Source organism: Sporosarcina sp. Y1004, assembly GCF_057669665.1.
The window spans coordinates 1-14,100 of the sequence record NZ_JBYHFQ010000008.1; the positions used below are offsets into that span (position 1 = coordinate 1).

12 protein-coding genes and 1 pseudogene are annotated in these 14,100 nt (G+C 39.9%); 8 read left to right on the plus strand and 5 right to left on the minus strand.

All coding sequences use genetic code 11. The features are described 5' to 3' along the window. Window positions 1–104: 104 nt before the first annotated feature. Both AC25Y6_RS07570 and AC25Y6_RS07575 read right to left on the minus strand, forming a co-directional pair. Complete coding sequence (locus AC25Y6_RS07570; RefSeq protein WP_482101385.1) at window positions 105–656, minus strand: biotin transporter BioY; 552 nt, start codon at window positions 654–656, stop codon at window positions 105–107. Window positions 657–813: 157 nt separating this feature from the next. Beyond that, a complete protein-coding gene (locus AC25Y6_RS07575) occupies window positions 814–2,946 on the minus strand; it encodes a type IA DNA topoisomerase (protein ID WP_488142566.1) in 2,133 nt (710 codons plus the stop codon). Window positions 2,947–3,581: 635 nt separating this feature from the next. Here AC25Y6_RS07575 and AC25Y6_RS07580 point away from each other — a divergent pair. The 8 genes from AC25Y6_RS07580 (at window position 3,582) to AC25Y6_RS07615 (ending at window position 12,084) form a co-directional block, all read left to right on the plus strand. Then, on the plus strand, window positions 3,582–4,328 hold the full coding sequence (locus AC25Y6_RS07580) for a gluconate 2-dehydrogenase subunit 3 family protein (RefSeq protein WP_482101383.1): 747 nt from the start codon (window positions 3,582–3,584) through the stop codon (window positions 4,326–4,328). A 74-nt stretch (window positions 4,329–4,402) separates the two neighbouring features. Then, complete coding sequence (locus AC25Y6_RS07585; protein ID WP_488142567.1) at window positions 4,403–6,115, plus strand: GMC family oxidoreductase; 1,713 nt, start codon at window positions 4,403–4,405, stop codon at window positions 6,113–6,115. Between the two features lie 500 nt (window positions 6,116–6,615). After that, window positions 6,616–7,032 (plus strand): MarR family winged helix-turn-helix transcriptional regulator, encoded by a 417-nt coding sequence (locus AC25Y6_RS07590; RefSeq protein WP_488142568.1) that lies wholly within the window; start codon window positions 6,616–6,618, stop codon window positions 7,030–7,032. 80 nt (window positions 7,033–7,112) lie between these two features. Next, window positions 7,113–8,150: an LLM class flavin-dependent oxidoreductase gene (locus tag AC25Y6_RS07595; protein WP_488142569.1), complete on the plus strand. Its 1,038-nt coding sequence runs from the start codon at window positions 7,113–7,115 to the stop codon at window positions 8,148–8,150. Between the two features lie 203 nt (window positions 8,151–8,353). Continuing rightward, complete coding sequence (locus AC25Y6_RS07600) at window positions 8,354–9,667, plus strand: NtaA/DmoA family FMN-dependent monooxygenase (RefSeq protein WP_488142570.1); 1,314 nt, start codon at window positions 8,354–8,356, stop codon at window positions 9,665–9,667. Between the two features lie 263 nt (window positions 9,668–9,930). Then, entirely contained in the window at window positions 9,931–10,563 is a 633-nt protein-coding gene (locus AC25Y6_RS07605; protein WP_488142571.1) for an FMN-dependent NADH-azoreductase, read from the plus strand. 143 nt (window positions 10,564–10,706) lie between these two features. Further along, complete coding sequence (locus AC25Y6_RS07610; protein WP_488142572.1) at window positions 10,707–11,264, plus strand: NUDIX domain-containing protein; 558 nt, start codon at window positions 10,707–10,709, stop codon at window positions 11,262–11,264. A 211-nt stretch (window positions 11,265–11,475) separates the two neighbouring features. Continuing rightward, a complete protein-coding gene (locus tag AC25Y6_RS07615) occupies window positions 11,476–12,084 on the plus strand; it encodes an MOSC domain-containing protein (RefSeq protein WP_488142674.1) in 609 nt (202 codons plus the stop codon). A 107-nt stretch (window positions 12,085–12,191) separates the two neighbouring features. Here the strand turns inward: AC25Y6_RS07615 and AC25Y6_RS07620 are convergent. From AC25Y6_RS07620 to AC25Y6_RS07630, 3 genes and pseudogenes are all read right to left on the minus strand, one after another. Further along, window positions 12,192–12,446: pseudogene (locus AC25Y6_RS07620) on the minus strand (DUF817 family protein); the annotation flags it as partial. A gap of 93 nt (window positions 12,447–12,539) precedes the next feature. After that, window positions 12,540–12,761, minus strand: coding sequence for a helix-turn-helix domain-containing protein (locus AC25Y6_RS07625; RefSeq protein WP_488142573.1), 222 nt, complete (start codon window positions 12,759–12,761; stop codon window positions 12,540–12,542). Window positions 12,762–12,770: 9 nt separating this feature from the next. Next, window positions 12,771–13,253: a DUF2975 domain-containing protein gene (locus tag AC25Y6_RS07630; RefSeq protein ID WP_488141265.1), complete on the minus strand. Its 483-nt coding sequence runs from the start codon at window positions 13,251–13,253 to the stop codon at window positions 12,771–12,773. Between the last annotated feature and the right edge of the window lie 847 nt (window positions 13,254–14,100).

Below are 14,100 nucleotides of genomic sequence, written 5' to 3' on the forward strand. Positions count from 1 at the left end.
GACGTCCTGTCGCAACGACTGCATACCTGCCTCCTTGCAGGCACGAGGAGGCGTACTTCAGCCCCAATACCGACCCAGGTAGAAATTTTTCAACTTTTATATCTTCAAGTGAAAAGTAGTTTTCTATTGAAAACGGGATACTTCTTTAATTTGACGACTAGTAATGTTGCTAGTGTTGCTTTGATGAGATCACCAGGCAAGTAGACAAGACTCATCTTGACTGCAAGCAGCAGATCGATATTCATAACGAAAGCTTGTACAGGTATTCCAAACAAGTAAATAAGGAAAATACCAACAGTTAAGTTAATGGGTAAAATAGTAGCAACCCTTACTTCTTTGAAGCGAGACTGAATGGCCCCTAAGCAAAATGCTGTAATGGGATAAGATAGCAAATAACCCGCACTCGGTCCAACAAATACACTGAGGCCGCCCCGGCCACCTGACAAGAGCGGGAGCCCAGCAGCAACGAGTAATAAGAAAACGACTTGACTCATTGCGCCTAAACGAGCACCTAAAATCCCTCCGGCAAGCAAGACGCCAATCGTTTGGAGTGTAATCGGAACGGGTGTAAATGATAGAAAAATAGGAGGAAGTAAACCTAACGCTCCCATAATTGCAGCGAATAAAGCAACGTGTGTCATCTCTCTAATTTTCATAAGACATCCCCAGACATAGGTTAATTTAGTTGATATCGAGTATTTTAAGCTCAAACCATCATTTGTGTCAACCTACTTCTTTATTTTGTTAACTAATAAAGTCGATAAAAAGATACGCAACCCACAAATCTTGGGTTACGTATCTTTTTTGGGAAACTTAGAACTCTATAGTAATCTTACCGTTTACCAATGTTAAGGTTCCATCAAACTTTTTATCCGAATTGGAAGTGAAGCCTTTGATAACGTTTGTTTTCCCTTTTGTACAAAGAAGCTTTACTTGAGTAGGTGAAAGCTTTTTCTTTAGAAAAACAGCGGGGAAAGTCTGCTTGCAACCACTTGCGTATGCACTGCAGCCATAGAAATCTTTCCGTGCAACGATTGTACCTGTTTTGCATGCTGGACACGGAACAATTCCATTCGTGACGATGGCGGGGGAAGCAGGGGAATTGGATATCAGTTTTGTATCAATCTTTTGAGATTTCAATTGACCTGGTACTTCTTCCAATAAGCTGTAGATGAACTTTGCAATACTACCTAGAAAACGTTCCTGCGTTCCTTCACCGTTGCCGATCTTCCGCAAATAGGTTTCCCACTTGGCGGTCATAGATGGACTTGCAAGCAGATTCCCTTCTATTGCCTGGCAAAGAATACGCCCTTTATCCGTGATAGAAACAATGTTCTTCGTTACATCGATGTAGTTATGCCTTTTGATTGTTTCGATGATTCCACTTCGGGTCGCCTCTGTACCAAGTCCTTCTATTTCTTTCAAAATATCGGTCTCTTTTTTGTCCTCGACAAGTTTCCCACATGTTTTCATCATCGCGATTAGCTGACCTTCTGTATAAGGCTTAGGCGGCATTGTTTTGCCTTCTTTAATGCTGATATCACTTTCGACCGGTTCGCGCATCGTAAGCGGTGGTAGCGTAGGCTCGTCCTTGTCGTTTTCCTTCGTTGAACGGACAAACAATGCTTTCCATCCTTTCTCCCGTTCTGTTTTACCGGTTGTGAAGAAAGGTAGCTTGTTGACGTCCGTTGTTACTTTTGTTTCAGTGTAGAGATAGTCGGTATGGAACATGGCGAGCGTCGTCCGGACAACTTCTTCGTATAAATTGCGCTCGATGGTAGATAGTCCGGCAATCACCCCTTGTGACGGAATTTTCTTCGTAGGAATGATTGCGTAATGCTCCTGTACTTTTGAACTGTCGACATACCTTTTTTTCGGAGTGAGTGATGCGACAGGGAAAGGGTGGCCGATGAGTCGTTGATAGTCGGTCACTTGTCCGGCCAGATAGGTAAATTCACTTGGTGTAATGTACCGGGAATCCGTCCTTGGGTACGTCACAAGTTTCTTTTCATAAAGTCCTTGCATAGTCTTCAATACATTGGCGGGACTGATTTTCCACAAGCGGTTTGCTGTAGCTTGTAGCGTAGACAACGCGTGTAATTGAGGCGGTGGCGTTCGCTTATCAACTGTTTCTACAGAGGTAATTACCCCCGGTGAATTTGGTTGGATGTCATGCTTCGCAAGTAGGTCTCGGATAATTTCCCTTTTCGGTTCCTTTGCTTTCGCTTTCCCTTTGTACGTTCCATTTACGGCGGTAAAAGTAGCTTCGATTTCATAGAATGGTTCTGAAACAAATGCTTCAATTTCCTTTTGCCGCTGATAAATAAGGTAAACAGTTGGCGATTGCACACGGCCAATCGAAAATACTTCCCGAATTCCACGTGCTTGCAACAAAAGTGAATAAAGGCGAGAACCATTCATCCCGACAAGCCAGTCACTAATCTGCCGGGCTTTCGCTTCCTCGTACATGAGAAGGTCTTTGCGGTTGTCTTGTAGGTTCGCAAATCCTTTCCTCACTTCATCCACTTCGAGGGAATTAATCCAAAGCCGTTTAATCGTCTGGTTTTTTGCACCTGTTTGATAATAGATACTATAGAAGATATTCGATCCTTCACGGTCGACGTCACAGGCGTTAATAACAGTATCAGTACCTTTAATCAGCTTCTTTACAATGGCGAACTGCTTGCTTTTTCCTTTTGCGACTTGAAACTCATAGTGTTCCGGCAAGATTGGTAAACTGGCAAGCGACCACTTGGCCCATTTTGGATCATACTCTTTTGGTTCTTTTAGTTCGACAAGGTGGCCGATTCCCCATGTAATGTATGCACCTTCAGAAAATATCGGAGAAGGTAATAATTCCAAATAACCTTCATGCCGTCGCACAGAAAAAGCGTCTGCATACGCTTTCGCTTGGCTTGGTTTTTCGGCTAGGATGACTGGCTTCATGACAAGACCTCTTTCACTGATAAGGTAAAAACGTTAGTTCTACTATTATCGCATAATTCAAGGAGGTTTTCTAATGGAAGCAATATTGAACTGAGTCAATTTTATAGAGACTTCTGCCACAGCCAATTATTTTGCCCTCACAGATAACCAGATAGTGATCTGGTAGAAAAAATAATAAAAAATTGACTAGAGATAAGAAGGCGTGCGCCGGGAACCCAAATCGCGAAGAGTTGACTTTCATCATGAAACAAATGATTTTGTTCACAAGGGAAAATCTAAATACATTTAATATATAAAAAGATTATTCTCCAAATTATAATAGTAACCACAAAAATCTAACACAATAGTGTAAACAAAAGGTAGAAAAAAGTCGATTTTTGTGGTATACTATATGAGCATTTCGAGATAGAGATCAATAAGATAGTGGGTCTTCTATCTTAAAAAATGTCGAAAAATGTTAATATTTGTCGAAAAATATAAACTTATGGTAATGGGTTTGTAAGTTTTTTTGTGCGGAAACTTATAGTTCATTATGTGTCATAAAAAAATACTAGATTATAAAAACCCTTTTTTTATTATGAATTAAAAATAGAACTTTCACTATTTTTTTTGGGGTTTATTAGGAGGGGCAAACGATGGCGGACAAAAAGACAGCGAATAAATCTACTCGCAGAGATTTTCTTAAAAAATCTGGTTATGTAGCCGGTGGAGTTGTTGGTGGTAGCGTTTTAGGTGGATTGCTCGGAACTCAATTGGGGGAAACTAAAGAAGTTTCTCCAGTTGCAACCAAAGTACAGCAGTATGATCACGCTCTAGAATATTTTACGAATCGAGCGGATTTCATATTGCTGGGACAGGCCACAGAGCGAATTTTTCCTGAAGATGAAAATGGACCAGGTGCGCTTGGTCTAGGAGTTCCTTATTATATCGATCACCAATTAGCAGGTAAGTGGGGAATCAATGCGAAAGATTATAGACAGGGACCCTTTCATGTGGGAGAGGCTGTTCAAGGTTATCAAACACAATTAAAGTATCATCAGGTTTTTGACTTAGGAATAGAAGCAATTGAGAATCATAGTCAAGCGACATTTAAAGAGAAATTTACAGCATTAGAGGGCGAACAGCAGGATGAGGTCTTAGTAGCTCTTGAAAATGATAAAGTGAAGATACCTGGTCTTAAATCAAGCTTCTTCTTTGAAATTTTACGCAAAGCAACTTTAGAGGGTGCGTATGCTGATCCACTTTACGGTGGGAATAAGGATATGCAAGGTTGGAAGATGAAAGAGTATCCTGGTGTTCAAATGACTTATTCGGCTGAACAAGTGGCATCTAAAGAATTCATTGAAGTTGCACCAGTGAGTCTTCATGACAGACTAAACTAATTACTATATAAAATAATGAAGCTAAATAAAAAAGCTTCATAAAATACGAACAGCAGGAAGAGGGGTTATTCATTATGGTTACGAAACTACCTAAAACAGATGTTGTAACGGTAGGTGTAGGCTGGACAGGCGGAATTATAGCTGCTGAGGCCAGTAAAGCAGGTCTAAAAGTTGTCGGATTAGAACGTGGTGGAAATCGCGGAACGGAAAACTTTGGTATGAAACATGATGAACTGCGCTATGCAATACGCGGTGAATTGATGCAGGATTTATCGAGAGAAACGTTAACATTTAGAAATAATGGTGGTCAGCGCGCATTACCAATGCGTCAATATGGATCCTTCATGTTAGGAAATGGTGTTGGAGGAGCAGGTACACATTGGAACGGAATGACCGACCGTTACAACCCATATGACTTTGAAATTAGATCAAAAACGGTTGAAAGATATGGTGAGAAGAAAATTGCAGATGGGCTACTCATCCAGGACTGGGGAATTACCTACGACGAAATGGAGCCATATTATACGATGTTTGATAAAATGGCTGGTATTTCTGCCGACGAGACGCCTCTACGTGGGAAACGTTCGGAACCCTTCCCAAATCCAGCATTGAAACATGGTCCTGAGCTTGATTTATTTAAAGAAACAACGAAAAAAATGGGACTGGATCCTTTCACCATGCCAGCAGCGAACAACTCACGACCTTATCAAAATCCAGATGGTCAGCATTTAGCTGGTTGTCAAATGAACGGATTCTGTGAACGTTTCGGTTGTGAATATGGTGCAAAAGCAAGTCCAAACGTTACGGTTATCCCAACAGCATTGAAAACTGGTAATTTTGACCTTCGCCCATATTCTGAGGTCATCGAAATTTTACACAAAGATGGAAAAGCAACAGGGGTTATTTATGTCGATACACGTTCAGGTGAGAAATTTGAACAACCTGCAGATATTGTTGCAATAACAAGTTATACGTTTAATAATAATCGTTTGTTACTTAATTCAAAACTTGGTACTGCCTATGACCCTAAAACGCAAAAAGGTACAATTGGAAAGAATTACTGTTACCAAATAATCGTAGGTACGAACGGATTCTTTGATGATCGTAAATTTAATACTGCAATTGGTTCAGGTGGACTCGGTGCAACATTAGATAACTATAATGCCGATAACTTTGACCATGCAGATCTTGATTTTATACATGGTGGAATGATTACCATTAACCAATCAGGAAAAAGACCAATTGAGAACAACCAAGTTCCTCCTGGTGTACCAAGCTGGGGTAAAGAATTTAAACAGCAATCGTTAAAATACTATAACCGTATGATTAACGTTCACACGTATGGAGCAGTTATGCCTCATGTGAATAACTATTTGGATTTAGACCCGACATATAAAGATATACACGGTAAACCACTTGTTCGCATGACGTTTGACTTCTCGGAAACGGACCGTAAACGTGGTGAATTCCTAAACAACCACACTAAGAAAATCATGCAAGAAATGGGAGCAACGCATGTCTCTGACAATGAGTCACTTGAGCACTATGACATAACAAAATATCAAGCGACACATAATACAGGTGGTGTTATCATGGGAGCAGACCCTGAAACATCTGCTGTCAACTCTTACCTACAAATGTGGGAAGCAGATAATGTTTTCGTTGTTGGTGGATCAGCATATGCTCACCAAAGTGGTTACAATGCGACTCATACTTTAGGAGCGCTTGCTTACCGAGCATCAGAAGGAATCATTAAATATAGTAAAGAAGGAAACATGCTAGTCTAAGCATGTTAAATAGAATCGGACTCAAATCCGAGGAACAAATTTGTTTACCTGACTGAGTAAGTGAACAAAGGTAGTACTTGTTCGTTTTACTTAAGTACTGGTAAACATATTACAGAAGCAGACCAATCCTTTAAAGGGTTGGTCTGCTTTTTTTAATATAGTAATAAGGATAGAAAAGAGTAAGGAATCCAACGCATTTATAATGAAGCAGGTTCTAATACTCCATACGATTACAATGATATACATGGGCAGCGGTGCTCATGATGCTAGACTCCAACTATGATAACGAGCGACAGGATAGATAGAGCAATGGGAAATCAGTGTGAAAAATCACCAAGAATGGAAAGTAATTTAGCAGTTCCCATCTGGTTTAGGCCTAGACTCATTACTTTATACTATAAGTTTTCTAAACAGTCTAACAGAATAGATTTATGGATATTAATATGAATTTCAGATATGGTTAGCATGCTATCTAATTCTTTCTATGAGAAGGTGAACTTTTGATTGATGATGAGATTCGTGAAATACTTGATGGAATATCGGCACAGATGCGTAGGAATTACTCGGAAATGCTGCGTGAACTAAACCTTCATGTGGGTCAAGACCAGTTATTGTGCCGCCTTTGGAGTGAGGATGGCGTTACGCAGACCCAGTTAAGTGAACGTTTGAACTGTGAACCGCCAACCGTGGCAAATATGGTGAAAGCGCTCGAAAGTTATGATTTGATTTACCGGCGGCGTGATGAGCTAGACGGTAGGGTCAATAGGGTTTATTTAACGACTAAAGGTCACAATATAAAAGGACCTGTCGAGCGTATTTGGGTAAAGCAGCAAGATAAATTATTGGATGGTGTTTCGTCCGAAGAGCGCATCGTATTAAAAAAGCTTCTGAAAAAAATGGCTGAAAATATTAAGTAAGCTCAGCCTATTTTTAATCAATTAGTTAGCATGCTACTTAATTATTATTATTATTAATGGTAAAAGGGAGTTTTGAACATATGTCAACTTCGACCACTCAAAGTAAATTACAATTATCAATTTTAGATTTAGCAAATATTTATCAAGGTAAGACTGCAAACGAAACTTTACAAGATTCAACTGAGCTTGTGCAGCTAGCTGAAAATTTGGGCTATACGCGCTATTGGTTTGCGGAACATCATAATGCCAAAAACCAAATTAGTACTTCTCCTGATTTATTGAGTGCTCATGTAGCGGCGAAATCGAACAGTATACGTGTGGGGTCAGGTGGTATTATGTTGCCCAATCATAGTCCACTTAAAGTAGTCGAGAATTTTGCGCTATTGGAAGCTTTGAATCCTGGCAGGATCGACTTGGGAATTGGTCGGGCACCAGGAACGGATGGAATGACAGCATACGCATTAAGGCGTTCAAGTGAAGCAGTGACTACTTATGATTTTCCGCAACAACTAGATGAGCTACTTGCATTCTTTTCTCGGAGTTTTCCTGCTAATCATCCTTTTAGTGGAATTACACCGACAGCAGATGAATCATTAATACCTGCAATTTACATGTTGGGGTCAAGTGATGGGGGCATGCAGTTTGCTGTTGAAAAAGGATTGGGCTTTGTCTTTGCAGCGCATATTACACCTCATTTGGCAGTTCCGATGTTACGTGCTTATCGCGAAAATTTTAAGCCTTCTTCATACATGTCTGAGCCAAAAAGTATTTTATCGACAATTGTTATTACGGCTGACACCAACGAGGAAGCAGAGTACTTGGCAGGCCCAGTAGAACTGTTTTGGGCTCGATTAGTAACAGGGAATATGGAATTGCCTATTCCTACTCTTGAAGAAGCGAGTTCTCATGTCTATTCATTAGCAGAGGAACGGGCGCGACGTGAGAATAAAACGCGTTTTGTGATAGGTAGTGTAGAAGAGGTCGCTGCGAAACTCAGAAGCCTTGCTACAGATGCGATGGTAGATGAAATCATGATGATGGATTTTTATACAGAAACTCTCGATCGACATAAAGCATACCGACTATTGGCAGAAGAGTTTGGTCTTTCATCTAACTAAGTATTTTAAACTAATGATTTTATATAATCTCCAGCGAAGGCGTCTACTGGGGTAGCCGAAGCAATAAGACTGACAGTGATTTTCTGTCCGGCTTAATGTGGGAGGCATCCCTTAGCGCCAAGCGTTGTTGGTAGGATTCTTTATTACAATATATGTGATTAATCACAAAAAGCACGTCGATTTAATCTGAGGAGATGGTTGTTTTGAAAAGCAATGCAAAAATGCAATTAGCTATGCAGTTGGGTTCTGGATATGGCTTAGATGCAGGTGCTTGGCGAATGCCGGGCGCTGATCCGACTGCTTATACAAATATGGACGTCTATGTAAAATTGGCCAAAATTGCTGAACGAGGGAAGATACAGATGCTCTTTATGGCAGATACGCCAGTATTGTCAGTGGACTTGAGTAATCAGCCACCGCAAACTCCAATGGATCCAATGCTGACATTAGCTGTGATTGCACGAGAGACTGAACGTATCGGACTTGTAGCGACGTTATCGACAACATTTAATGAACCTTATAACGTAGCTCGTCAGCTCAAAACATTAGATGTAATTAGTAATGGACGTGCAGGATGGAATGCGGTAACAACATCAAATCAAGCAGCCGCGGCAAACTACGGTAGTACTGTTGCCAATCGTACGGAACGATATGAGCGGGCGCATGAGTTTATCCAACTTGTTCAAGCATTGTGGGGAAGCTGGGGTGAGGATGCTTTACTACTTGATACGAAAAACGGTAATTATGCTGATATGAATAAGATTAAACCGATCAATTTAGGTGGTAAATACTTGTCTTCTCAAGGACCATTGCCGATACCACCTTCTGCGCAGGGACAACCTGTTATTTTTCAAGCAGGTGGTGGTCGCGAGGGATTGGAGCTTGCAGGCCGATACGCGTCCGGCGTTTATGCAAATCCTTTCGACATTCCTTCTGCAATGACTCACCGGGCCATGGTACGGCAGAGTGTAACTAGCTTCGGGCGAAATCCTAACGAGATAAAGTTATTACCAGGGATTATTCCGTCGATTGCATCAACTGAACGAGAAGCATTGGAACGACGCAAACAACTTGATCAGTCTATCGATTTACCAGGGAGAGTTGGTTATCTTGGACATATGATCGGGGTGCCGCTGTCAATCGATGACATTGATCTTCCTGTATCGGAAGACTTGCTGAAGCATACCTATGCGAATCCTGAGGATCCTAGATCAGTCTATGCGCTTGAACTGGCCAGAAGTGGCATGACGGTTCGTGATGTGTTGGCGCATGGGGTCATAAATTACCATCCTGTTATTGTGGGTACACCTGAAAAAGTAGCGGATTTTATGGAGCAATGGTTTGTTGCGGGAGCTTGCGACGGTTTTGCTATTCAACCGGATGTTAGTTTTGATGGGGTTTCTGATTTTGTCGATCATGTGATTCCTATTCTACAAAAACGCGGGCTGTTTCATGAAGATTACGAGGGCACTACGTTACGCGACCATATGGGGGTATCATACCAGTACGGGCTCTAATAAAAGATAGTAATTACTTATTTTAGAAGTTCAGCATGATTGGGAAACTACTCATACATATCGTAATATGATAGAGCCTCAAAAATAATTAGGCCGACAAAATCTACAATTTCGGCGTTACTTCATTCTGGAAATTTTTTCATAGTATAGTGGTGGAAAGGTGCCAGAAGCAAACTGAAACTAATGAGTTGATATTTGTCCTGAATTCATATAGTATGAATTCGAGGTAATAACAATAAAGATTTAAAGAGGAGATTAATAAAATGAACATATTAGTAGTCAAAGCGAATAACCGCCCAGCTTCAGAAGCTGTATCAAGTAAAATGTATGAAACTTTCATGAATAATATTGAAGGTGTAAACGTAACGACTTATGATGTATTCGAAGAAGATATGCCTTATATTGGTCAAGAATTATTCGACGCTTTCGGTAAAGTACAATCGGGCGAAGAAATGACAGATATCGAACAACGTCTTTTAGCTGCAAAACAAAAAGCAATGGATGCATTAACAGCAGCAGACATCGTTGTTTTCGCCTTCCCATTATGGAACTTAACAATTCCGGCTAAACTACATACATTCGTCGACTATGTATACCAAGCTGGTTATGCATTTAAATATGATGAAAATGGTCAAGCTGTACAATTAATGACTGACAAAAAAGCCGTTATTTTAAATGCGCGTGGTGGTGTTTATTCAACACCGGAAGCAGCACCAATGGAAATGGCTGCTAACTATATTAAAAACGTCTTTGGTGGCGTATTCGGTATGGAAATCGTGCAGGAAGTTATTATTGAAGGTCATGCATCCGCACCTGATCAAGCAGAAGCGATTATTGCTGAAGGTTTAACAAAAGTGGAAGCTGTCGCTAAAGAGTTATCTGCAGTATTGGTTTAATATCAATCGGTTGTATATGATAGTCATAGGAATGATATCATTGTATTGGAAATTCAATACAAATAAGAAAGCACCATTCGGAATATACTGAATGGTGCTTTTTGTTTATCCGAATATAAAAACAATAATATGGAGGTTTTTAGATGGAAATGAATTATTGCCCGAACTGTGGGGAAGTGTTAGAAGTGCGTATTATCAATGATGAAGAGTATAAGGCGTGTCCAAGTTGTTCGTTTATTCATTGGGGAAATTACAGTATAAGTGTTGGAGCTTTAGTCATAAAAGATGAAAAAATGTTGCTCGTCCGCCGTAAAGATAATCCAGGGAAAGGGAAATGGACGAACCCTGGTGGTTATATCGGACAAACAGAACTCATTGAACAAAGCATTATACGCGAAGTATTAGAAGAAACAGGTGTAACTGCAAAAGTGAAATCGGTCGTAATGTTGGGGGATTATCCAGGTCGAATACATAACGTCTATGTTGGATTTGCGATGGAATATTTAGAAGGGCAGCCACAACCAGATGACGTTGAAGTAGATGGTGCTGACTTTTTCTCATTGGAGGAAATGGAGTCAATGGATGTTGCAGATATGACGCGGGGTCTGGCCCAAATCGCTTTTGAACAACAAGCCGTTGGATTAGAATTAAATCCGCTGCCGAAAACAGTTTTTAATGGCTACACCTTTTTTAATGTTTAGGAAGATGATAAATCGTTATTCAATAGCACATGAATTTCACGATTATAATTCAACAACAGAGACAGATTAATGACGCTAACTATGCGTGGTGGTTTTGGAAATGGTATAGTTTTGGTAATAGATATTTTACGAGGGAAAGGGGGTAATTCATAAAGTGGGGAATAAGGATTCTATTGAGCTGAAAAACATTTCTATTGGATCACCGAAACTAATGAAATATGATGGTGGGAAGGAAATAAATACCGGAATACGCAAGGGAACAGTGGAAGAGGCTTTTTTAAGAAAAGAAGGGTTTCACGGGGATGGCGTTGCCGACTTACGTTTTCACGGTGGCCCTGATCGTGCCGTTTGCGTTTATCCATATGAACATTATTCGCAGTGGGAACAAGAATTTGGAACCCCTTTACCTGCCGCAACCTTCGGGGAGAATTTAACAGTCTTAAATATGTTGGAAGCAGATGTTCATATTGGCGATATCTTTAGGTTGGGGGAGGCGGTTATCCAAATCACACAAGGCAGAATTCCGTGTAGTACAATTACTAAGCGAACGAATCTGCCATTACTTCTAAAACGAATGGTAGAGACAGGTTTTACAGGCTACCTTTGCCGTGTTTTAGAGGAAGGAACAGTTAAACAAGATTCAAAGATAACGTTGATTGAGCGGCATCCTAAGCAAATGTCAATCCTGTTCGCAAACGAGACTTATTTTCATAACCCTAGAGATATTGAAGGTATTAAAAAGATACTAGACGTTTCGGAATTGGCTGGAGAGTGGAAAGAGTCATTAGAAAAGCGGCTAAATAAATTAACAAGTTTATAGCAGTAAAGATAGGCTATTAGAATTGTTTGCATAGCTAGAATTTAAACACCACGCCACAAGTGCTCGCATTTGTGGCGTGGTGTTTTTTTCGAGTTTTCGCCATGAAGCATAGGTAAAGCTAACGTAACCCAATAAAAGTGGACTACTACTTCTAAGTATCGTAAAAGTAGGCGTGTTTCAAGACCTGATCGCACCATCCACCACTGCATCAGAAGGCAAATGATGAGCGGCCAGTCATAACGTGGTAGGAGGGGAAGTGGGATGAATTTGGTAAAAGCCAAAGAGGCAAAAATAACGACAGGAAACAAACATGATAGAGCCTGCTCGCGGCCAAAACGAACGAGTTGTTTTAGTGCTCTCATGATTTGTGCCTCCATTTTGAATGGTTAACTACATGAGTGATCCCATTATGCGAAATAATGGAAAAAGAAGTATCTCTTTTCCTTTCAACTTTATTAAACTGGGGTGTCTTCATCACTTCGGTATTCTAAAATATCTCCAGGCTGACAGTCCAAAGCCTTACAAATCGCCTCTAGAGTTGATAATCGAATCGCTTTTGCCTTTCCATTTTTCAATATAGAAATGTTAGCCATTGTTATCCCAACTCGCTCTGAAAGTTCTGTTACGCTCATTTTCCTTTTTGCCAACATCACATCAATATTGATTATAATCGCCATTTTTTCACCTCAGACTGTTAAATCATTTTCAGATTTTATCGTAATAGCTTCTTGCAAAAGTTTTTGGAGAACAGCAGCAAAGACTGCGATTACCAATGGAGCAAATATAAAAAGCATTCCAACCAATACGACACCCGGAGCGTCATCTAACTGCGCAAAGATAAAGAAGAATGGCAGTCCAATGAGATGTAAGCCACTGATTGTGATTGCGCAATACTTTATATTTTTCAAAGCTTTTACGGATATTTCCGAGAATGCTTTGTTCTTGTCAATATAACTTAACAGTTTAAAAGCTTGATACAATGCGATGAAATACGGTATCGCCGACACATACATAACGGTTACAAAGCCATATACCACATAAGCGAACTCCGAATTACTTTCTGTTGCATCTTTCGCTAGTATTGGCAACGCAAATATACATATAGCAAGGATTGGGAGTCCGAGAAAAATAACAGCTATTTTCAAAAAGTTTGTTGAACCTCGTTTCATAAAAAGCACCTCACCTCTTTATTGTTAATTTTATATTAGCATGATATTTATCGTTTAGAAATAAATATTTATCGCTAATTATAAATATTAATTACGTACTGGGTACTAATTGTATAAAAGTAAATTAGAGAATACAGTAGGCAAGGTGCTAGAGTGCCCGAAATTGCATCTTCGGGCACTTACAATCTTTATAGAAGCCCAACTATTCTATTCATTCAAAGCAACTGCATTTTTCACTTGTCTATTGTAGGAACGCGACAGGAGATTAATCACAACAGTATAACCAAAAAGTGTGTGGCTAGAAGTGACGGAGTCGCTTCTAGCCACACCTGCCCTTCGGTAATAGTGTCATGGTTAATTCTCCGAAAGCGGGCCGGAAATTGTCCAGTGAAAATGGCGGCATTCAGGGCCTACTCACCAGCGCATTTTGCAAGTAAATGTTAAATCAACATAGGTGTTTAGACAAAGATAATAAGAGTTCCTCATTATAGTGAACTACTCCATAACTTCAAACTAGTAATTCACTATACCTTGTATTAACTGCGAAATATTAGTAAATACCAAGGATTCTCTACAAATACAAACTAATTAGATCTAAAGTGTTGACAGTTATAGCGTATTCATGTTAAATTTAGTTTGAATTCGAGATACTTGAATTAAAGGTAATTAGAATAAATGCTATAGAAGAGTGAAACAATTGAATATGGCTCCTAAAAAGTTGAATATCGTTTCTGCAATTCATGAAACGATTTGAAAAGATTCAGCGAAGTATAAATTGAAACCATCAGAGTCATGTATTGATAGGAAAGAAATTATTAAGTACACACCTTGAATCCAAGGAAATCAA